This window comes from Burkholderia sp. WSM2230, from assembly GCF_000472445.1.
Taxonomy (GTDB): Bacteria; Pseudomonadota; Gammaproteobacteria; order Burkholderiales; family Burkholderiaceae; genus Paraburkholderia.
The window spans coordinates 703831-725090 of sequence record NZ_AXAJ01000001.1 but is presented as its reverse complement, the minus strand read 5'-3'; the positions used below and the strand labels follow the sequence as shown (position 1 = coordinate 725090).

The 21260-nt window shown below is 64.4% G+C and carries 20 protein-coding genes; 12 read left to right on the top strand and 8 right to left on the bottom strand.

Going from position 1 to position 21260, the window contains the following annotated elements; translation table 11 throughout:
• Nucleotides 1–23: 23 nt before the first annotated feature.
• The 3 genes from A3AC_RS0103330 to A3AC_RS0103320 form a co-directional block, all read right to left on the bottom strand.
• Complete coding sequence (locus A3AC_RS0103330; RefSeq protein WP_025597288.1) at nt 24–1532, bottom strand: CoA-acylating methylmalonate-semialdehyde dehydrogenase; 1509 nt, start codon at nt 1530–1532, stop codon at nt 24–26.
• Nucleotides 1533–1607: 75 nt separating this feature from the next.
• Nucleotides 1608–3311, bottom strand: a complete 1704-nt coding sequence (locus tag A3AC_RS0103325) for an AMP-binding protein (RefSeq protein ID WP_025597286.1) — start codon at nt 3309–3311, stop codon at nt 1608–1610.
• A 104-nt stretch (nt 3312–3415) separates the two neighbouring features.
• Nucleotides 3416–4549, bottom strand: coding sequence for an acyl-CoA dehydrogenase family protein (locus A3AC_RS0103320; protein WP_025597284.1), 1134 nt, complete (start codon nt 4547–4549; stop codon nt 3416–3418).
• Between the two features lie 209 nt (nt 4550–4758).
• On the opposite strand from A3AC_RS0103320, the gene A3AC_RS0103315 reads away from it, so the two are divergent.
• The 5 genes from A3AC_RS0103315 to A3AC_RS0103295 all read left to right on the top strand — a co-directional run bounded on the left by A3AC_RS0103315 (nt 4759) and on the right by A3AC_RS0103295 (nt 10327).
• A complete protein-coding gene (locus A3AC_RS0103315) occupies nt 4759–5796 on the top strand; it encodes an AraC family transcriptional regulator (RefSeq protein WP_025597282.1) in 1038 nt (345 codons plus the stop codon).
• A gap of 82 nt (nt 5797–5878) precedes the next feature.
• Nucleotides 5879–7672, top strand: coding sequence for an NfeD family protein (locus A3AC_RS0103310; protein WP_025597280.1), 1794 nt, complete (start codon nt 5879–5881; stop codon nt 7670–7672).
• On the top strand, nt 7669–8442 hold the full coding sequence (locus A3AC_RS0103305; protein WP_025597278.1) for a slipin family protein: 774 nt from the start codon (nt 7669–7671) through the stop codon (nt 8440–8442). Before A3AC_RS0103310 ends, A3AC_RS0103305 begins: the two co-directional genes overlap by 4 nt.
• Before the next feature lie 125 nt (nt 8443–8567).
• The gene (locus A3AC_RS0103300; RefSeq protein ID WP_025597276.1) at nt 8568–8828 is read left to right on the top strand and encodes a DUF4148 domain-containing protein; all 261 of its coding nucleotides are present in this window, start codon (nt 8568–8570) and stop codon (nt 8826–8828) included.
• Nucleotides 8829–9025: 197 nt separating this feature from the next.
• Nucleotides 9026–10327, top strand: coding sequence for an NCS2 family permease (locus tag A3AC_RS0103295; RefSeq protein WP_025597274.1), 1302 nt, complete (start codon nt 9026–9028; stop codon nt 10325–10327).
• 37 nt (nt 10328–10364) lie between these two features.
• Here the strand turns inward: A3AC_RS0103295 and A3AC_RS0103290 are convergent, their stop codons facing one another.
• Nucleotides 10365–10655 (bottom strand): DUF1488 domain-containing protein, encoded by a 291-nt coding sequence (locus A3AC_RS0103290; RefSeq protein ID WP_025597272.1) that lies wholly within the window; start codon nt 10653–10655, stop codon nt 10365–10367.
• Nucleotides 10656–11107: 452 nt separating this feature from the next.
• Here A3AC_RS0103290 and A3AC_RS0103280 point away from each other — a divergent pair, with 452 nt between their 5' ends.
• Both A3AC_RS0103280 and A3AC_RS0103275 read left to right on the top strand, forming a co-directional pair.
• Entirely contained in the window at nt 11108–13114 is a 2007-nt protein-coding gene (locus tag A3AC_RS0103280; protein ID WP_025597271.1) for a sigma-54-dependent Fis family transcriptional regulator, read from the top strand.
• A 77-nt stretch (nt 13115–13191) separates the two neighbouring features.
• Nucleotides 13192–13509 carry a 2Fe-2S iron-sulfur cluster-binding protein gene (locus tag A3AC_RS0103275; protein ID WP_025597270.1) on the top strand — a complete coding sequence of 106 codons (318 nt, stop codon included), beginning with the start codon at nt 13192–13194 and terminating at the stop codon, nt 13507–13509.
• 75 nt (nt 13510–13584) lie between these two features.
• On the opposite strand, the gene A3AC_RS0103270 is transcribed toward A3AC_RS0103275, so the two are convergent.
• Entirely contained in the window at nt 13585–13788 is a 204-nt protein-coding gene (locus A3AC_RS0103270) for a DUF1653 domain-containing protein (RefSeq protein WP_025597268.1), read from the bottom strand.
• An 18-nt stretch (nt 13789–13806) separates the two neighbouring features.
• A complete protein-coding gene (locus A3AC_RS0103265) occupies nt 13807–14451 on the bottom strand; it encodes a helix-turn-helix transcriptional regulator (RefSeq protein ID WP_025597266.1) in 645 nt (214 codons plus the stop codon).
• Between the two features lie 579 nt (nt 14452–15030).
• Here A3AC_RS0103265 and A3AC_RS0103260 point away from each other — a divergent pair.
• The 4 genes from A3AC_RS0103260 (at nt 15031) to A3AC_RS0103245 (ending at nt 17924) form a co-directional block, all read left to right on the top strand.
• Nucleotides 15031–15312: a hypothetical protein gene (locus tag A3AC_RS0103260; RefSeq protein WP_025597264.1), complete on the top strand. Its 282-nt coding sequence runs from the start codon at nt 15031–15033 to the stop codon at nt 15310–15312.
• Nucleotides 15313–15437: 125 nt separating this feature from the next.
• Entirely contained in the window at nt 15438–15713 is a 276-nt protein-coding gene (gene infA / locus A3AC_RS0103255) for a translation initiation factor IF-1 (protein WP_013343004.1), read from the top strand.
• Between the two features lie 465 nt (nt 15714–16178).
• Nucleotides 16179–16754: an ANTAR domain-containing response regulator gene (locus A3AC_RS0103250; RefSeq protein WP_025597260.1), complete on the top strand. Its 576-nt coding sequence runs from the start codon at nt 16179–16181 to the stop codon at nt 16752–16754.
• 9 nt (nt 16755–16763) lie between these two features.
• Complete coding sequence (locus tag A3AC_RS0103245; RefSeq protein WP_025597258.1) at nt 16764–17924, top strand: CmpA/NrtA family ABC transporter substrate-binding protein; 1161 nt, start codon at nt 16764–16766, stop codon at nt 17922–17924.
• 9 nt (nt 17925–17933) lie between these two features.
• On the opposite strand, the gene A3AC_RS0103240 is transcribed toward A3AC_RS0103245, so the two are convergent.
• Complete coding sequence (locus tag A3AC_RS0103240) at nt 17934–19358, bottom strand: sensor histidine kinase (RefSeq protein WP_025597256.1); 1425 nt, start codon at nt 19356–19358, stop codon at nt 17934–17936.
• Entirely contained in the window at nt 19355–20050 is a 696-nt protein-coding gene (locus A3AC_RS0103235; RefSeq protein ID WP_442856452.1) for a response regulator, read from the bottom strand. Before A3AC_RS0103235 ends, A3AC_RS0103240 begins: the two co-directional genes overlap by 4 nt.
• A 115-nt stretch (nt 20051–20165) precedes the next feature.
• Here A3AC_RS0103235 and A3AC_RS0103230 point away from each other — a divergent pair, with 115 nt between their 5' ends.
• The gene (locus A3AC_RS0103230) at nt 20166–21254 is read left to right on the top strand and encodes an ABC transporter substrate-binding protein (RefSeq protein WP_025597252.1); all 1089 of its coding nucleotides are present in this window, start codon (nt 20166–20168) and stop codon (nt 21252–21254) included.
• The last annotated feature ends 6 nt before the right edge of the window (nt 21255–21260 follow it).

Genomic DNA, 21260 nt, shown 5'->3' with positions numbered 1-21260 from the left:
CGCCTCCATTGTTGCGGGCTCCCTCAGCGCAGCGTGATGGTGGTGTTCACGCCGTCGTTGACGGTGTCGTCGTCGAACCAGCGCGCAGTCACCGTCTTGGTCTGCGTGTAGAACTGCACGACCTGCTTGCCGTACGGACCGAGATCGCCGAGCTTGGAGCCGCGCGAACCCGTAAAGCTGAAGAACGGCACCGGCACCGGAATCGGAATGTTGATGCCGACCTGGCCCACGTCGATCTCGCTCTGGAATTTGCGCGCCGCCGCGCCGCTCTGCGTGAACAGTCCAACACCGTTGCCGAACGGATTGCGGTTGACGAGCGCAATCGCGTCGTCGAGCGTCGCAGCGTTGAGCACGAGCAGCACCGGCCCGAAAATCTCCGTGCGATAAATTTCCATTTCCGTGCTGACGTCCGTGAAAATCGTCGGCCCGATAAAGTTGCCTTGCTCGTAGCCGGGCACCTTCACATCGCGGCCGTCGAGTGCGAGCGTCGCGCCTTCCTTCACGCCCGCTTCAATGAGCCCGAGAATGCGCTCTTTTGCGGCGCGCGAAACGACCGGGCCGATATCGGTGTTGGGCTCGCTGCCCGCGTTGACCTTGAGCGTCTTCGCCTTTGCGACCAGATCGGGCAGCCATTGCTGTGCCGCGCCCACCAGCACCACCACCGAAGTCGCCATGCAACGCTGCCCCGCCGCGCCGAAGCCCGCACCGGCGAGCGCATTCAAGGTCTGCTCGCGATTCGCGTCCGGCAGCACGACGGCGTGATTCTTTGCGCCCATCATCGACTGCACGCGTTTGCCGTGTTCACTGCCGAGGCGGTACACGTGCGTGCCGACCGCCGTTGAGCCGACAAACGAAATGGCCTTCACGAGTTCATGTGTGCAGAGCGCATCGACCACGTCCTTGCCGCCGTGCACGACGTTGAGCACGCCCTTGGGCACGCCCGCCTCGATCGCGAGCTCGACCAGTTGCATCGTCGACAACGGGTCCTGCTCTGAGGGCTTGAGCAAAAAGGTATTGCCGCAGACAATCGCCATCGGGAACATCCAGAGTGGGATCATCGCGGGAAAGTTGAACGGCGTGATGCCGGCGCAGACGCCAAGCGGCTGGCGCAGCGTGTATGTATCCACGCCGCCCGCGACGTTTTCCGCGAATTCACCTTGCTGCAAGGTACCAATGGAGCATGCATGCTCGACGACCTCGAGTCCGCGAAAGATGTCGCCCTCGGCGTCCGCGATCGTCTTGCCCTGTTCCGCGCTCAGCGTCTTCGCAATGCGCGGCATGTGCTCGCGAATCAGCGCCTGGTACTTGAGCATGATGCGCATGCGCGCGCCGATCGGCGTGTTCTTCCATGTGTTGAACGCGGCATGCGCCGAGCGGATCGCTTCGTTGACTTCGTCAGCAGTCGCGAACGGCACGCGCGCCAACACCTGTTGCGTCGCCGGATTGACAATGTCGCGCCATTCAGTGGTTTTCGATTCGACGAACTCGCCGTTAATCAGCAGCTTCACGGTATTCGAGGCCGTTGCGTTCATGCTGTGAACTCCTGTTGTGCCTGTTGCGGGCCTGGGCCCGGACAGTGGCTTGGAAAGAAAAGTGTCTAACGCGGTCTAGCGCAGGTCGGGGAAATCTTCTTCCCAGTACTCGTCGGGCAAACGCGCGGGTTCGGCCTGCCGCTCCATTTCGCGGCGCCGCAACTCGACCCGCCGGATCTTGCCGGAGATGGTTTTCGGCAGCTCGCTGAATTGCAGACGGCGAATCCGCTTATACGGTGCGAGCTTTTCGCGTGAGAATGCAAACACCGCGCGCGCGAGCTCGGGCCCGGCTTCATAGCCCTGACGTACGGTGACGAACGCCTTGGGCACCGACAGGCGCAGCGCGTCGGCGCTCGGCACGACCGCCGCTTCGCCGATAGCCTCATGCTCGATCAGCACGCTTTCCAGTTCGAAGGGACTCAGCCGGTAATCGGACGATTTAAAAACATCGTCGGCGCGGCCCACGTACACGTAGTAACCGTCGTCGCGGCGCAGCGCCACATCGGACGTGCGGTAAAAACCGTTGCGCATGGCCTCGGCGGTGGCCTTCGCGTTGTTCGCATAGCCGGTCATCAAACCAAGCGGACGCACGGTCCCGTCAGGTCCAATCGGCAACGCGATCTCGCCTTCGCTCACCGGTTGGTCGTCGGCGTCGAGCAATTCGATTCTGTAACCGGGCAATGGACGCCCCATCGAGCCCGCAACCACCGCTTGTCCCGGCGAGTTGCCGATCTGGCAAGTCGTCTCCGTCTGTCCGAAACCGTCGCGAATCGTGATGCCCCACGCGTGCTTCACGCGCTCGATAATCTCCGGATTCAGCGGCTCGCCCGCGCCGACAATCTCGCGCAGCTTCACCGGATAATCCGCGAGATGTTCCTGCACGAGCATGCGCCACACAGTGGGCGGCGCGCACAGCGTGGTCACGTTGAAACGCACCAGCACATTCAGCGTGTCTTTCGGCACGAAGCGCGCGAAGTTGAAAACGAACACACAAGCCTGCGCGTTCCAGGGCGCGAAGAAGCAGCTCCACGCGTGTTTTGCCCAACCCGGCGAGCTGATATTCCAATGGATGTCGTTCGGTTGCAGGCCGATCCAGTACATGGTGGACAGATGCCCGACCGGATAGCTCTGATGCGTATGCTCGACGAGCTTCGGCTTCGAAGTGGTGCCGGACGTGAAATACAGCAGCAGCGGGTCGGTGGCGCGCGTGACGCCTTCGGGGATGAACTGCGGCGATGCGTCGTACGCGGCAGCCAGGTCGATCCAGCCGTCGCGCGGCGCGCCCACGGAAAGACGCGTCAACGGTACATCGAGCGAATCGAACTTGGACAACTCCGCGCTGTCCACCACCACGAAATTCGCGCCGCCTATCTGCACGCGGTCGCGCACGTCGTCGGCGGAAAGCTGGGTCGTGGCGGGCAGCACGATTGCGCCGAGCTTCATGGCGGCGAGCATCACGTCCCATAGTTCGACGCGGTTCGGCAGCATCAGCAGCACACGGTCGCCGCGCTTCACGCCCACGCCGCGCAGAAAGTTGGCCATGCGCGCGGAGCGTTCGGACATCTGCGCGTACGACACACGCAGGCCCTCGCCGGCCGGGTCGTCGACGATCCACAGCGCCGGGTTGTCGTTGCCGCGCGCGATCACGTCGAAGTAGTCGAGCGCCCAGTTGAACTCATCCAGCACCGGCCATGCGAACTCGCGGTATGCGCGGTCATAGTCGGTTCGATGGCGCAATAACAGGTCGCGGGCGTCGAAGAAGGCTTTCGCTGCAGTCATGGTCGTCTCCTGATGGGCGCGGTATGGGTCCGCTCTTGCTCGGGTTGGCTTCGCTTTGCTCTGTCGGCAAGCTATTTTGCGCTCAAACGCGGCTCGCGCAGCGTTCAAACGTGACGCGCAATCACCATGCGCTGCACTTCGCTGGTTCCTTCGTAAATCTGCGTGATGCGGGCGTCGCGGTAGTGGCGCTCCACCGCGTAGTCCTCGAGATAACCGTAGCCGCCGTGAATCTGGATCGCGTTCGAGCAGATCTGTTCGGCCGTTTCCGACGCGAACAGTTTTGCCTGCGACGCCTCCGACAAACACGGCTCGCCCGCCGAGCGCAGCCGCGCCGCATGATGCACGAGCAGGCGCGCGGCGTTCAGGCGCGTGGCCATGTCCGCGAGCATGTTGGCGATGGTCTGATGATCCTTCAGCGCCTTGCCGAATTGCGTGCGCTCGCTGGCATAGGCGCGGGCGGCGTCGAACGCGGCCCGCGCGATGCCGACGGCCTGCGCCGCGATGCCGATGCGCCCGCCCTCCAGATTCGACAGCGCGATGCGCAAACCCTCGCCTGGTTCGCCGAGCAGGTTTGCTTCGGGCACGGTGCAGTCGTCGAGCGAAATCGGACAGGTGTCCGAAGCGCGAATGCCCAGCTTGTGCTCCGGCCTGCCGACGTTGAAGCCCGGCGTATCCGTCGGCACGATAAAGGTGGAGAGACCGCGCTTGCCGCGATCCGGGTCCGTGACGGCGAACACGATGGCGATGTCCGCGCGTGCGCCGTTCGTCACGAACTGCTTGTTGCCGTTGAGTACCCACTTGCCGTCGCGCAGCACTGCACGCGTGCGCAGGTTGTTTGCCTCCGAGCCCGCTTGCGGCTCGGTCAGGCAGAACGCGCCGATGCGCCGGCCGGTCGCCAGGTCCTGCAAATAGCGGTCTTTCTGCGCGTCGCTGCCGAAGTTCAGGATAGGCCCGCAGCCGACAGAGTTATGCACGCTCATCAGCGTCGCGCATGCAGCGCAGCCCGCCGCGATTTCTTCGAGCGCGAGCGCGTAGGCCACATAGTCGGTGTACGAACCGCCCCACTGCGGCGGCACGATCATGCCGAGAAAACCCAGTTCGCCCATTTGCCTCACCACATCCGCGGGCAGTTGTGCGTCGCGGTCCCATTGCGCGGCGTTCGGCGCGAGGCGCTCGGTCGCGAAGTCGCGTGCCGCGTCGCGGATCATGCGTTGTTCTTCGGTGTAGAAGCTGTCCATGAGCGTGAGTCCTGTGCTTGCGTTCGCTGCAAGTGTAGGCAACTCGGTCACACGCTTCGATGCTCAGCGCGATCATTGTGCGTGAGCGCATTTGCCACACTGGTACCATCTGGTACCGCACGAGGCCGCTTTTTGCTGTGCAAGGCGGGCTTCGATAAGCAAAACGTTGAGCGCGATTGCCACTCCGACCACACACAAAGCCAACGCAGATGAAAACCGAAAAGGGCACCATTTCCGTAAGTCTCGTCAACGAAACATTGGCGCTTGCGGTCGCCCGTGGGCTCGATGCGTTGCAGCTTGCCGAAGCCGCGGGCATTCCTGCGCCCATGCTTGCTTCGCCGAAAAGCCGCGTATCGTCGGCGCAATATGGCGCGCTGTGGGTCGGCATCGCACGCGCGCTCGACGACGAATTCTTCGGTCAGGATTCGCATCGCATGAAATTCGGCAGCTTCATCGCGATGACGCGCACCGCGCTCACGGCGCGCAACGGCGCGCAGGCGCTGGCGCGTGCAGTGGGTTTCATGCGGCTAGTACTCGACGACCTGGGCGCACGCATCGAAACAAATGACGAGCGCGTGCGCCTGTGCCTCGTCGAACGCGAAGGGACGAAGCCGCCCGCGATGTTTGCGTATGCGACGTATTTCATCGTCGTGTATGGGCTCTTGTGCTGGCTGGTCGGGCGGCGCATTCCGCTCATCGAGGCGCGCTTTCGCTGCGCCGAACCGCCCGCCGCGCACGAGTACCAGTTGATGTTCTGCGACGACATGGCGTTCGGCCAGCCTGAGTCGTACGTGGATCTCTCGCCGGTGTTTCTGGAGCTGCCGGTGATTCAAACTCCGCGGTCGGCGAAGCCGTTCCTGCGTGATGCGCCGGCGAGCTTCGTCGTCAAGTACCGCAATCCGGGCTCGCTTGCAGCGCGCGTGCGCAAGACGCTGCGCACATTGCCGACGGCCGGCTGGCCCGCCGCCGACCAGATGGCGGCGCGCCTGAACGTCGCCGAGGCGACCATGCGGCGCCGCCTGAAACAGGAAGGCCATACCTATCAGTCGATCAAGGACGATCTGCGGCGCGACATTGCAATCGGCGAACTGCAGAAGTCGCGCCGCACGATCGCGGATATTGCCGCTTCGGTCGGCTTTGCGGAGCCGAGCGCGTTTCATCGCGCGTTCCGCAAATGGACCGGCATGCGGCCCACCGACTATCGCCCGGCGCGCGCGGACCTCACGCGGCGCGCGGAATCGGACTAAGCTGTAAGCAGCAGGCCAGTCTTTCTGGAGTGTCGGCCCGCGCTGCTCAGTATCCGTCGACGGCGCGCGGCGCCCATTAGCGATGAGCACGTATCCGCGTCGCCCGTTCCGGCAGTCTGGCGCGCGCCGGCCGTTTATCCACGGCGGTGCCGCGCGCCGGTTCCTGCGCGGCATGACCGCGTTCGGGAGGCTTTTGGCGTTCGCGCTGTTGCTTGCGTCTCCGCTCGCGTCCCAGTTTGCATCTTTATTCGCATCCAGCGAATACGTTGCAGCGTCCGCGGCTCACGCGGCACCCGTCGCTGAACCGGCGGCCAATGCGTATGCGGCCAACAGTGTCGTGGTGATTCCGGTCAGCGGCGCGATCGGTCCGGCGAGCGCCGACTTCATCGTGCGCAGTCTCCAGCGTGCCGCCGACGGCCACGCCCAGCTCGCGGTGCTGCAACTCGATACGCCGGGCGGGCTCGACACCTCCATGCGGCAGATCATCAAGGCGATTCTGGCCTCGCCCGTTCCGGTCGCGACGTTCATTGCGCCGAGCGGCGCGAGGGCCGCGAGCGCCGGCACGTACATCGTCTATGCGAGCCATATTGCGGCGATGGCGCCGGGCACCAATCTCGGCGCGGCCACGCCGATCCAGATGGGTATAGGCGGCACGGAGCCGCCCGGAGGCGGCACGCCGCGCCTGCCGGGCACGGGCGACCGCGCGCCGCAGGCACCGGCTCCGCAGGCACCGGCTCCGCAAGCGCCGGCTCCGCAGGCAGCGGCTCCCGGCTCCGGCTCCGGCAGCGCGGCGCCGGCAGCCGCGAGCCGCGCCACGGCCAGTCCGGCCAGCAGCGGGACCGGCGCACCCGCCGCGTCAGGCTCGCTGCCGCTCGACACCCAGTCGACGGAACTACGCAAGCAGGTTCACGACGCCGCTGCCTATATCCGCGGCCTCGCGCAAATGCGCGGGCGCAACGCCGACTGGGCAGAGCGCGCGGTGCGCGAGGCGGTGAGCCTGACGGCCGCCGACGCGCTCGCGCAACACGTCGTCGATGTCAACGCGCGCGACGTGCCCGACCTGCTGCGCCAGCTCGACGGGCGCACCGTCACGACGAGCGCGGGCAACATCAAGCTCGCGACGGCCCACGCGCCCATCGTCACGCTCGAGGCCGACTGGCGCAGCCACTTTCTCGCGGTCATCACGGATCCGAATGTCGCGCTGATGCTGCTGATGCTCGGCATGTACGGCCTCTTCTTCGAATTCGCGAACCCGGGCTTCGTGCTGCCCGGAGTGGTCGGCGCAATCAGCCTGCTCGTCGGGCTGTTCGCCATGCAGATGCTGCCCATCAATTACGTCGGCCTCGGCCTGATCTTTCTCGGCATTGCGTTTCTGATCGGCGAGGCGTTTCTGCCGACCTTCGGTTCGCTCGGCTTCGGCGGCATTGTCGCGTTCGTGATCGGCGCGTTGATGCTGATCGACACCGACGTGCCCGGCTACGGCATTCCGCTGCCAATGATCGCCGCCGTCGTCGTATTCAGCGTGCTGTTCGTGCTGGGCGTCTCGAGGCTCGCGCTGCGCGCGCGGCGCAGGCCGGTGGTGACCGGTTCGGAGGGGCTGATCGGCAGCGTCGGCGTGGTGCTCGACGAGGGTCTCGTCACCGCCGCCGGGCCCGGCAGCATCGCAGGCAGCACGGCAAGCACCCTGGCAGGCAGCGCGGCGGCCGGCTGGGCGCGCATCAACGGCGAGCGCTGGCACGTGTCGAGCCCGGTTCCACTCGCGGCGGGCGAAGCGGTACGCGTGAGCGCGCGGCAAGGGCTCACGCTGATGGTCGAGCCCGTCGTTGCCGCCAACGCGCGGCAGCAGCAACCCTCTCTGGGAGGAAAGACCTCATGATCGGTTTCACATTCGGTTTCAGCAGTCTTCTTGTTCTGCTGGTGGCGGCGCTGATCGCTTCGTCGATACGGATATTCCGCGAGTACGAACGCGGAGTCGTGTTCATGCTCGGGCGCTTCTGGAAAGTCAAGGGGCCCGGGCTCGTGCTGATCATTCCGGTCGTGCAGCAGGTGGTGCGCATCGACTTGCGCACCGTCGTGTTCGACGTGCCGCCGCAAGACGTGATCACGCGCGACAACGTGTCAGTAAAGGTCAACGCCGTGGTGTATTTCCGCGTGGTCGACCCTGAGAAGGCCGTGATCCAGGTGGCCCGCTACTTCGAGGCCACCAGCCAGCTCTCGCAGACCACACTGCGCGCGGTGCTAGGCAAGCATGAACTGGATGAACTGCTCGCCGAGCGCGAGCAACTGAACGCCGACATCCAGAAAGTGCTCGACGCGCAGACCGATGCGTGGGGCATCAAGGTGGCCATCGTCGAAATCAAGCACGTGGACATCAACGAAACGATGATCCGCGCGATTGCCCGCCAGGCGGAAGCGGAACGCGAGCGGCGCGCCAAGGTGATTCATGCCGAAGGCGAATTGCAGGCGTCGCAGCAACTGCTGCAGGCCGCGCAGACGCTCGCGCGCGAGCCGCAGGCCATGCAGTTGCGTTACCTGCAAACGCTCACGACGATCGCCGCCGACAAGAACTCGACGATCGTTTTTCCGCTGCCTGTCGACCTGCTGAACGCCGTGGTGGACCGTCTCACCAGGCCGCCGGCGCCGTGAACGGGGCCGACGCGGGTCGCCGCGCGCGCCCGATGAAACAGTGCATTGTGCAACGGCGCCTTACCCGGCACATCCGGCAACCCTACAATACCAGGGTCGTCCCTAACTGCTCAGATGAGCCCATCATGAAAACGCTTTCCCGTATTGGACTCGGCGCGCTGCTGGCCGCCGTCAGCATGAGCGCTGCGTTGGCGCAGTCGTCAACCCGCGCCTATGATCCCTCCGCGCCGAAGACCCGCGCCGAGGTCAAGGCCGACCTCGCCGAGTGGCGCGCGGCCGGCTACGATCCGCTCGACTGGATCAACTATCCGCACAACGCCCAGCGCGCAGCGCGCATCGTCGCCGAACGGCATGCGCAGCAGACGGGCACGACCGTCACTCAATAAGTGTCTTACTGAAGCACGGCAGGCCACGCTGCGCGCGACTGCAACGGTCGCGAGGCCCACGCGGGCCTGTTAATTGCGCGGGCTGCCGCTGCTACTCCGCTGCTACTCTTTGGTACCGGGCTGCATAAATTCGCTTGCGGCTGCGCATGAGGCGCTGGCAAGGTATCATCTCGCCCCTACGACGAGAGATGCGCCCTATGGATTCCATAAAACGCTACTTCGGCCTCGACGCGGCCGGCACCAATCTACGCACCGAAGTACTGGCCGGCCTGACCACCTTCCTGACGATGGCCTACATCATCTTCGTCAACCCGGCCATTCTGGGCGACGCGGGGATGCCGAAAGACGCGGTATTCGTCGCGACCTGCCTCGTGGCGGCGCTCGCCTCGCTGATCATGGGTCTGTATGCGAACTACCCGATTGCGCTCGCGCCGGGCATGGGACTGAACGCGTACTTCGCGTACACCGTGGTCAAGGGCATGGGTTTCACATGGCAGGCCGCGCTCGGCGCGGTGTTCATCTCAGGGTGCCTGTTTCTCGTCGTCACGCTGTTTCGCGTGCGCGAGGTGATCGTCAAGGGCATTCCGCACTCCATACGCATTGCCATTACCGGCGGCATCGGCCTGTTTCTCGCGATCATTTCGCTGAAGACGGCGGGCGTCGTGGTCGGCAATCCCGCCACGCTCGTCACGCTCGGCGATCTGCATAACCCGCATGTGGTGCTCGCGATCATCGGCTTCTTCGCGATCGTCACGCTCGACTATCTGCGCGTGCGCGGCGCGATCCTGATCGGCATTGTCGGCGTGACCGTGCTGAGCTTTTTCTTCGGCGGCAATCAGTTCCACGGCATCGTCTCCACGCCGCCGTCCATTTCGCCGACGCTGTTCCAGCTAGACATCCGCGGCGCGCTGTCCACCGGCGTGCTGAACGTGATCCTCGTGTTCTTCCTCGTCGAACTGTTCGATGCAACCGGCACGCTGATGGGCGTGGCAAATCGCGCGGGTCTGCTGGTGGAAGGCAAGATGCATCGGCTCAATCGCGCGCTGCTCGCGGACAGCACCGCGATCCTGGCGGGCTCGGTGCTCGGCACGTCGTCCACCACCGCCTATATCGAAAGCGCCTCGGGCGTACAGGCAGGCGGCCGCACCGGCGTGACGGCAATCACTGTGGCCGTGCTGTTCCTTGCGGCGCTGTTCTTCGCGCCGCTCGCGGGGGTGGTGCCGGGCTACGCGACGGCGCCGGCGCTGCTTTACGTGTCGTGCCTGATGCTGCGCGAAATGCTCGACCTGCCATGGGACGACGCAACCGAAGTCGTGCCGGCCGCGCTGACCGCACTGCTGATGCCGTTCACCTACTCCATCGCGAATGGCGTCGCGTTCGGCTTCATCTCGTATGCGGGATTGAAACTGCTGACCGGCCGCGCGCGCGAAGTGAAGCTGGTGGTGTGGATCATCGCGGCGATTTTTCTGTTCCGCTACTTCTATCTCGGCAGCGAGTAGTCTCGCAATGGGCCGCGCGCGCCGGTGCCGTCAGGCATCAGGCGCGCCAGTTCGCTTCATAAAAGCGCACATAGCCGCTTCGCAGGACGACGCACTGCGCGCTGGTTTCCGATAGCAGGCGCCGCGTGGCCGCCTCGATGCGCTCGCGGTGCGTGTCAAATGCGCCGACCATATCTTCCAGGCGTGGCGAGGCTGCGCCGAAGTGATCTTCGAGTGCTTCCGCGGTGATCATGCACTCCACCCTCTGCCCATCGACCAGCGCCGGGAACGCCAGGGTGAGTTCGCGACCTGAATATTCAGGACTTTCATTTGGGAAAAGGATCTGCATGGGAGTCACCTGGAAGTTAGGCACTGCGCACGATTCGCATGGGTAATGCGCACGCCGGTTACATCTGATCGCGCCTGCCGTTCGTTCCTCCTTGTCCAATGCGGGCGACGCGGGCTCGTCATCCGTTGTCACGGGCACGTGCTTCGCACGTCGCGAGGATGATTTGATTCACTTTAGACGAGTTCGCGCGCGGCGCAAGTTTTCCTTTTTGTTTGCTTGATGATGGTGCGGGTGGCGCGCGAATCGTGCACCAGTGTGCATTGGCGCGCATTGTCGTCGGGAGTGGGCGCCATGGCGCATGCAACCCGCGGGACGCCGGCCGCCGTGTTTTCCCTGCCGCGCGGAGGGCTCTGGCTCCTGTAATATCGGTGTTCGGCCACCAGCGTGCATGCTGCGCTGCGGCATCAAACGGCGGGCAATGTACCCGCCGCCCCGCTCACCGGAGACATGCCTTGAGCCATCGCCCCGCCACGCCGTCCCGCACCGGTCGGCCCGATGTCATCGCACAAGCTCACGCGCGTTCGCTCGAGCTCGGACTGCGAGCGTCCGAAGTGCCGGATTTTCATCCGCTGCGCCGGCCTGCGTTGCGCGAACTGGTCGATCGCAATCAGTCGCTGTTCACGCATGCGCTGCCGGTCATGGAAACGCTGCACGCGCAGATCGTCGACACGCAAAGCATGGTGCTGCTCACCGACAGTCAGGGCGTGATCCTGCATAGTCTCGGCGACAGCGATTTCGTCGCGAAGGCGAATCGCGTCGCGCTGTGCCCGGGCGTGTCGTGGGCCGAGGCCGACCGCGGCACGAATGCCATCGGCACGGCGCTTGTCGACGGGCAGCCGACCGTGGTCCACGCCGACGAACACTTCCTGCACGCAAACCGCATTCTCACCTGCTCGTGCGCGCCGATTGCCGATCCGTTCGGGCGCACCATCGGCGCGCTCGACGTGAGCGGCGACACGCGCGGCTTTCACAAACACACGCTTGCGCTCGTCAGAATGTCGGCGCAGATGATCGAGAATCATCTGTTCTCCAATCAATTCGCCGATGCAGTGCGCGTGCACTTTCACGCGCGCGCGGAATTCATCGGCACGCTGTTCGAAGGGCTGGCCGCATTCGCCGCCGACGGTACGTTTCTGTCGGCGAATCGCAGCGCGCTGTTCCAGTTCGGACAGCCGCTTGCGGCCTTGCAAGCGCAGCCGTTCGAGGCGCTGTTCGGCGTCGCGTTCACCAATGTGCTGCAGCGGATCGCCCACGCGCCTGGCGAGAACGTCGTGCTCACATTGCCAAGCGGCGTACGGGTTGTCGCGCGCGGCGAATATTCGGCGCAGCGTTATGTGGGGGCGGCAGCGGAATCCGTGCAGACAGTGGGCGGGTTCGCATCGCACGCCGCGCGTCACGCAGCGCGAACGGCTGAGCCGGCGCTGCCCGCCGCCACGACTACGCCGGCCACGTTGCAGACGCTCGATACCGGCGACGCGCAAGTCTCTGCGATTTTGCGGCGCGTCGCCAAGGTTCGCGGCCGCGACATTCCCATTCTGATCCTCGGCAAAACGGGCACCGGCAAGGAATGGCTCGCGCGCGCCATCCATCACGATTCGCCGCGGCGCGCGGCGCCGTTCGTCGCGTTGAATTGCGCGTCGCTGCCGGACACCTTGATCGAGGCCGAGTTGTTCGGCTATGAAGACGGCGCGTTCACCGGCGCGAAAAAGCGCGGCAGCGTCGGCAAGATCGTGCAGGCCGACGGCGGTACGCTGTTCCTCGACGAAATCGGGGACATGCCGCTCGCGCAGCAGGTGCGGCTCATGCGCGTATTGCAGGAGCGCACCGTGGTGCCGCTTGGCGGCACGCGCGCAATTCCGGTGGATCTGCGGATCGTCTGCGCGACGCACCGCAATCTGCGCGCGATGATCGAGGAAGGCACCTTCCGCGAAGACCTGTATTACCGCATCAACGGACTCGTGGTGACGTTGCCGCCGCTGCGCGAGCGCACGGATCTCGCTGCGCTCGTCACGCGCATGCTGGAGCTTCAGCGCGAGGGCGAGAACCTGCCGCGCCGTGTTTCGCAGCCAGTGCTCGAGCGCTTCATGACATACGGTTGGCCAGGCAATCTGCGGCAACTGGCCAACGTGCTGCGCACGGCGAGCATCATGGCCGAGGGCGCGGAGCAGATCCAACTCGACGATTTGCCGGAAGACTTCCTGCACGATTGTGCCGAGGCCGCGGCGAAAAACAGCCCGGCTGACAAGGCATTCGCGGCGCGCGCGATCGGCAACGACGCGCGAAGCGTGCCGTTCGACGCCCAGGCGCGCGCGCCGTCGCGCATGGAAGACTGGCAGGCCACGTTGATCGCGCAGACGCTGGCGCGGCTCGACGGCAACGTGTCGGCGGCGGCACGCGAGCTGGGACTCGCGCGCAATACCGTGTACCGCTATTTGCGGCGCGGCGGCTCGACGCACTGAGCCGGCCACACCGCAATTGCCGATGGACGGCGGCACTAGCGTGTAAAGTGTGACGAACCCAGTCACACATTCGCATGATGTCCGATTCAGACCGTCCGCCTCTCGTTCGCGTCGAGCCGCTTGGCTGCAGCTTCGAGGCGCCCGATACGCTCACCATTCTCGAAGCCGCCGGCTTCGCCGATCTGCGCTTGCCGCGTTCGTGCCGCAACGGCACGTGCCGCACCTGCATCTGCAAAATGACGGCGGGACAAGTGCGCTACACGATCGAATGGCCGGGTCTTAGCCGCGAGGAAAAGCAGGAAGGCTACATCCTGCCGTGTGTGGCGATTGCGCAAACCGACGTGGTGATAGAAGCGCCGGAGGCAATCGCACTGCCGGCGCGACAGTCGCGCTGAGCGTTTTGAGCGCCTTTAACGCCTTTAACGCCTTTAACGCCTTTAACGCCTTTAACGCCCTGAGCGTCCCGAACGTCAGTCGATCTGCGCGAAGCGCGGCATGCTCACGCCTTCACGCTCGATCTGCCCGAAAAACTCCGATGCCGGGCGCGTCCAGATCGCGCCGTTGCTCGCCTTGTAGACGATCATCGTGACAGACGGATCGGACTCGAGCGTCGCCTCGCAAATCAGCTCGTAGATGCCGCCTTTGTAATGGCGGTAGCGCGTGTTTGTCGTCATGGATTGCGTGGGCGGCGCTCAGCCGCCTTCTTTCATCTGTTTGAGGATCTTGTAGACGGTGGCGCGGCCCATGGTCAGCACGGCCGCCACGTAATTCGCGGAGCTGCGGCCGCGAAACGCACCTTGCGCATGCAGCGCCTCGACAATCTCGCGCTTATGCTCGCGGGTGAGCGCATTGATGCCGATCTGCCGCTCGCGCAGCCACGTGTGCAGATACGTGTTGATGCGGTCCTGCCAGTCGTCGCGGAACAGGTCGTCGGCGGGCGCGTCGGTCAGATTGCCGCCTCGGATGAAGAGATCGAGCGTGGAGCGCACGTCTTCGAAGACCGCGATATTGAAGTTGATGCACAGCATGCCGGCGGGCTTGCCGTTGTCGTCGAACAGAATGTTGCTCACGCAACGCATGCGACGGCCGTCCCAATTGAGCTTCTCGTAGGGGCCGATGGTGCGCCCGCGAGCCGCATAGTGCACTTCGTCGAGCACCGAAGGTCCGCCTACCTCGAGCTTCGACAGATTGTTCGCGAGATACGCGATGGTCTGGTCGCGCAGGTCGTGAATCACGACTTCGGCACACGGATAGAAAAGCGCCGCAATGCCGTCGGCGATGGGAGCGTAGCGCTCGAGCAGCAGGTCTTTCACGGGGGACGCGGTGGTCTGGCGCATTGGCAAATGACGGTGTGGCGGCGTTGAGAGCGAATGATGGAGTGCGGAGGTCGGCCGAAGCCGGGCTATCGTACCGGGCTGCAAAACGAGCAGCGCATTGCTGCGTCGCCTCGCGCGGCAACTCGCCATTGTAGCGAGCCCGCCGGACGATCTGGGCGCGCCGGGAACTTTTTGCTATCCAATCGGACCTATTTAGTGCATCATATTGGAATAGTTGTATTCCGCATTTGCAGCACTGGCAGTCTCATACCGGCATCTCCGCAACATCCCCGACTGTTCGACCGCCGCCCGTCGGCGATCCCGTCACTCCGGCAATGCGCCGCCTGCATTAGCCGTCGCGAGTTGTGTAGCTGAGCTGTTCAGCTGAATTTCAGCTTTCACGCGCCCGGTGTCCGCGCGACATCAGCGTGTTTCTTCTCCATCGAATCCGCGAATTTGCGCGGCGCGCTCAAGCCTTTCTCATCGGGCCTGCGCCAACTTTTTCCATGGCGGCGCGCCTTCCGGTGCTGCGCTGCCCGGCCTGCCGTGCCCCGCGTAACACGCGTGACACGCCGGCCACGTAATACAGGACATGTGCTTATGAACTCAGCAGTCAAGACGTACAAGGGTTATGAAATCCACCCGCTCGTCTATCCGCGCCGCCCTACCAACGGCCAGACGAGCCGCAACGCGGACGCCGGCTACGACGCGTCGGTGCGCATCTGCCGCGTGGGCGCGAATCCGGCGGCCGAGGGCCGCGTGTTCCGCCTGCAGTATCTGTTTCCGTTCGACGGCACGGGCAAGGCGCGCATTGCGTGCACGGCCCACGCCGAGCAACTGATTGACGGCCGCGTGGACGGCCAGTCGGTCGCCGATCTTTGAGCGGCGGCAACGGCGCATAAGCCGTTGACGCAAACCGCGGGCTTGCCGCCCGCTCGCAACACTATCCGCTGCAGCGCCTCGCGTGAGGCGTCGCGCGCCCCTATCCCATCGACCAGGAGTTATGCATGGCGAAAGAAGAACTGCTTGAACTTGACGGTATCGTCGACGAAGTACTTCCGGACAGCCGTTACCGCGTGACGCTCGACAACGGCGTCGTGGTTGGCGCTTACGCGTCCGGACGCATGCGCAAGAACCACATTCGTATTCTCGCGGGCGACCGCGTGACGCTGGAACTGTCGGTCTACGACCTGACCAAAGGCCGGATCAACTTTCGTCACAAGGACGAGCGGGCAGGCGGTGGCGGCGCGGCTCGCAGCAATTCGCAATTCCGTCGCCGTTAAGGCGACCGGCGCCGGGCCGGGCAAGCTCTTGCTCGTGGCCTGGAGCCAGTGTTGTACGCAGAGGCATTCTCGTGCGTTCTCCGGTCCGGCATGAGCCGAACCGGGGCGGCGCAGCAGCGTCGCTTTTGCGGCAGGCATGCAGGGCTCGCTCATTGCGACGGTCGTCGCGATGCGTCGCGATGCCTGTTACGCCGCCCGGAACCAACTCGCGATCCTGATCGCGTTTTGCGCGTCTCGCGGTTTTCGCGCTTTTTGCGCACCTTCCCTATCCGTCTCCCCTCGGTTGCTCCGCGTGCGCTGCTCGGCGTGCGCTGCTTCGGTGCATCGGTCGCGCATGCCCTGTCGCGGTGCGCCGCTGCCAGGGGAAACTCGGCGTAAGCGCGTGATTCCTTCGCAGACAAGGCTTTCCGGCACCTGGCATTGAAGTTGCTTAAACGGTGTTCAGCCGTCGATTGCCACTACTCCATGCTGCGTGTTCTCCTCGTCACCGACACCGATAAGCCGATAGGCGACCTGCGCGACGCGCTCGCCCGGCTCGGCTACGAGATGCTCGCGAGCACCGCGACGCCGCACGCGCTTCACAGCACGGTTCAGACCGAGCGGCCGGACGTCATCATCATCGATACGGATTCGCCCTCGCGCGACACGCTCGAGCAACTGGCGGTGATGAACGCCACCGCGCCGCGGCCGGTGCTCATGTTCAGCCACGACGACAATCAGCAACTGATCCGCGACGCCGTCGGCGCGGGCGTTACCGCTTATCTCGTCGAAGGGCTCGAAACCGGGCGGCTCGCGCCGATTCTCGAAGTCGCGCTCGCCCGCTTCGCGCAGGAATCGCAACTGCGCGAACGCCTCGCCCAGGTCGAGAACGAGCTCGCGGAGCGCAAGCTGATCGACCGCGCAAAACGCCTGCTGATGGATCAGCAGAAAATCACCGAGCATGCCGCCTACGCCACGCTGCGCAAACGCGCGATGAACCAGGGTGTCAAGCTCGCCGAGGTCGCGCGCGCGGTGGTCGCGGCGGCCGAATCGCTCAAGTGAAGCATGTCCATGAACTCTGCCAGCCCTTCCGCTTCGCCGTCTGCTGCATCGCCGTTGGGGCAGCTCGAGAAAACGCATCTGCGCCTCGGCTTCGTCGCGCTTTCCGACGCCGCCCCGCTCGTCGCCGCGAAGCTGCTCGAATTCGGCCACGCGCATGGACTCACGCTCGAACTGTCGCGCCAGCCTTCATGGGCCGCCGTGCGCGACAAGCTGATCGCGGGCGATCTCGACGCGGCGCATACGCTGTACGGCCTCGTCTACGGTGTGCAACTCGGCCTTGGTGGTCCGCAAACGGACATGGCCGTGCTGATGGTGCTCAACCGCAACGGCCAGGCGCTGACATTGTCAAACCGTCTCGCGGATGCGCTCGCCGCGCGCGGCACATTGCGCGAAGCGCTCGCCACGCTCGGCCGCAAGCCGGTTTTCGCGCAGACCTTTCCCACCGGCACGCACGCCATGTGGCTGTATTACTGGCTCGCCGCGCAGGGCGTGGACCCGTTGCGCGACATGGAGAGCGTGGTGATTCCGCCGCCGCAGATGGTCGCCGCGCTTGCCGAAGAGCGGCTCGACGGCCTATGTGTGGGCGAGCCGTGGAATGCGATGGCCGAAGTGAAAGGCGTTGGCAGAACGGTCGCTTATACGAGCGAAGTGTGGCCCGATCATCCGGAGAAAGTGCTCGCGTGCCGGCGCGATTTTGTCAGCGCGAATCCGAATACCGCGCGCGCGCTCGTGCAGACGATGCTCGAAGCCTGCCGCTGGCTCGACGGCCCCGGGCACCGCAATGAGATCGCGCGCTGGCTGGCGCGGCCGGAGTATATCGGCATCGACGAAGCACTGATCGCCGCGCGTTTTGGCGACGCGCTTCCCGCTTCGGTGCCGCACGGTTTGCCGGTGCGCTTCTTCGACGAGGGCGCGGTGAACTATCCGCAGCCGTTCGAGGGCGCCTGGTTCCTGACGCAATTCGAGCGCTGGGGGATGATCGACGCGCGCGGCGATTACGCGCAGATCGCAGAGCGTATCAATCAGACGCAGTTGTACCGCGAGGCGGCCGCGCATGTGAAGGTCGCCGTGCCGGCGCATGAAACCACGCAAAGATTCATGGACGGCGTCACATGGAACAGCACCACGCCGGCCGCAACTTTCGCCCGAAGCTTCGGGATCCGTCGATAAGCGCCCAACTCACGCTGCCTGTTGCTGCGGCGTGGGAAACCACACGCTCACCACGAGGCCACCGCCGCGGGCATCGCTCAACGCGACGCGCGCCTCATGAACCCGCGCAATCTCGCGCACAATCGACAGGCCAAGCCCGCTGCCCTCCACTGCCTGCGTCGCCTCGCTGCGATAAAAGCGCTCGAATACCGCGTCGCGTTCGCTCGCGGCAATGCCCGGCCCATTGTCGATGACCTGAAGCAGCGGTTGCCCGTGCTCGCATGCGACCCGGACCGTGATGACGGCGCCGTCGCCCGAATAACGGATCGCGTTGTCGATCAGGTTGCCCACCAGTTCCGCGAGCAGATCGGCCTGGCCTGTCACGTCGATGCGCGTTTCCTGCTCGAAGCCGAGATCGATGCCGCGCGAGCGCGCCACCGGCGACCAGTCGAGCGTCACGCTGCGCGCAACCTTGTGCAACGGCACCGCGGCATGCCTCACCGTGTAGCCGCTATCCGCATCCAGCCGCGACAGCGACAGCAACTGCTGCACGATGCGCACCGCCTGTTGTACCGCGCGGTTCAGGCGCCGCAAATGCACGCCCTGGCGCCTCGGGCTCGCGCCGCTCTCTTCCACGCCGTCGAGATCGCGCAGCGCCAGTTCGGACTCCGCCTGAATGACCGCAAGCGGCGTTTTCAACTGATGCGCGGCGTCGTTGAAAAAGCGCCGCCGCGACAACTGCATGTTCCGCGTGCGGCCAATGTACTGGTTGATCGAATCGACGAGCGGCGCGACTTCGCTCGGCAGGCCGACGGTATCGAGCGGCGTGGGATCGTCTTCGTCGCGCGCGGCGACTTTGGCCGACAGCCGATTGAGCGGCCGCAAGCCACGCGCCACGCCGAGCCACACAATGCCGAGCGCGAGCATGACGAGCAAGCCTTCCTGCTGCAGCGAGCCGGTGAGAATCTCGCGCGCCAGCGCCTGCCGAGGCTCGATCGTCTCGCCCACTCTCACCAGCACGACGCGGGTTTGCGCAGTGGGCACGTCGTGCACCGGCAGCCTCAGAAAGGCAATGCGCAGCGGACGTCCGCGAAACACGTCGTCGTAGAACTGCACGCTGTAGGGCTCGGCCGGCATCTTTACCGTTTCGGGCAGATCGGGGTAACCCGTCACCACGCGCCCATGTTCCTCGCGAATCTGATAGTAGATGTTGCCGCCGCCATTCGATTCGAACATTTCCAGCGCGAGGTAAGGCAGGTCGACCTCGATGCGTCCATCGCGCAGACGCACGCCGTCGCGAATCGAGCGCAACGCGAATTCAAGCGTGCGGTCGAATGCCGCGTGTGCCGCATTCATTGCACGTTGATAGGTGAGCCAGGCATCGAGCGCGAGCAGCAACAGAAGCGGCAGCAGCAGCCACAGCGCGACCCGCACGCGCAGATTCGGCCGTGTCATGGCGTGCGCGCTTCCAGCAGATAGCCGAGCCCGCGCAACGTGACGATGCCGACCGAACTGCGCTCGAGCTTTTTGCGCAAACGGTGCACATAGATTTCGATGGCGTCCGCATTCACCGATTCGTCGAGCCCGAAAATTTTCTCCGACAGCGTTTCCTTGTTGATCGCGCGGCCGTTGCGCAAGATCAATACTTCGAGCACCGAACGTTCGCGCGGCGTGAGCGCGAGCGGCTCGCCGTCGAGCGTGAAGCTGCGGTCGACGCTGTCGTAAATCAGTGTGCCGCATTGGGCACGCGAAGCCTCCTGGCCGTGACCGCGGCGCAGCAGCGCGCGCGCTCGCGCTTCGAGTTCGGTGAGCGCGAAAGGCTTGGCGAGATAGTCGTCTGCGCCGAGATCGAGGCCGCGCACGCGCTCTTCCACCGATCCGTGCGCGGTCAGCATCAGCACCGGCACCGCGTTGCGGCGCGCGCGCAAACGGCGCAGTACTTCCAGCCCATCGAGCTTCGGCAAACCAATGTCGAGAATCACCAGCGCGTAGTCCTGCGTGCGCAGCACGTGATCGGCGGATTCGCCGTCATGCATGCAGTCGACAGTGAGTTTCGCATTGGTCAACGCGTCGGTCAGCGAGCGGGAAAGAATCGGATTGTCTTCGACAAGCAGCACACGCATGAACAGAATCCCAGGGAAATCCATGAGGCGAATTCGATCATTGTGACGCATTTCCCTCGCAAATTGAAAGCGTTCAGAAAGCGCCTCTCTCTTACCATTCGCCTTCACAAAACCAACACGATATTTTCTGGAGGAAGACATGCACAGCTCTCTGAAGCTTCTCGCCGCTGCTGTGGCGTTCGCCGCGAACGCAGCGTGGGCGGCCTTTCCGGCCGGCTATCCGGGCGACTACCAGGCCACCGTCGACGGCGCGAAAAAAGAAGGCAAGCTGATCGTCTACTCGGTGACGGACACCGCCCTCGTGCGTCCGCTCATCAAGGACTTTGAAAGTCTGTACGGCATCAAGGTCGAATACAACGACATGAACAGCACCGAGCTGTACAACCGCTACATCAGCGAAAACGCGGCGAGCAGCACCAGCGCGGACGTGTTGTGGAGCTCGGCAATGGACCTGCAGGTGAAGCTCGTCAACGACGGCCTGATGGCGGCTTACGACTCGCCCGAAGCGAAGCAGTTGCCGCAATGGGCGCAGTATCAGAAGCAGGCGTACGGCACTACGTACGAACCGCTCGCGATCGTCTACAACAAGCGTCTCGTGCCCGCCGGAGAGGTGCCGCAGACGCGCGCCGATCTCATCAAGCTGCTGCAGGCGAAGCCCGACCAGTTCAAAGGCAAGGTCACGACTTACGACATCGAGAAGTCTGGCGTCGGTTTCAACTATCTGACGCAGGACGCGCGCGTGAACCCGCAGGTCACCTGGGATCTGGTGAAGGCAATGGGCGCCACCGGGCCAAAGCTGCAATCGAGCACCGGCGCGATGATGGAGCGCATTTCGTCGGGCGAGAACCTGATCGGCTACAACATTCTCGGCTCGTACGCGCTCAGCAAGGCCAAGAAAGATCCGTCGATCGGCTACGTCTACCCGAAGGACTACACGCTCGTGGTGAGCCGCCTCGTCACCATTTCGAAGAAGGCCAAAAATCCGAACGCCGCAAAGCTGTGGGTCGACTATCTGCTGTCGCAGCGCGGCCAGACCTTGCTCGCGAATCAGGCGAGCCTGTTCTCGATCCGCTCGGACGTGGAAGGCGAAACGTCGATGGCCGGCCTCACGAAGCAACTCGGCGACTCGCTCAAGCCGATTCCGATCGGCTCAGGCCTGCTGGTTTATCTCGACCAGTCCAAGCGCCTCGAATTCCTCAAGCAATGGCAACAGTCGATCAAGCGCTAAACGCTT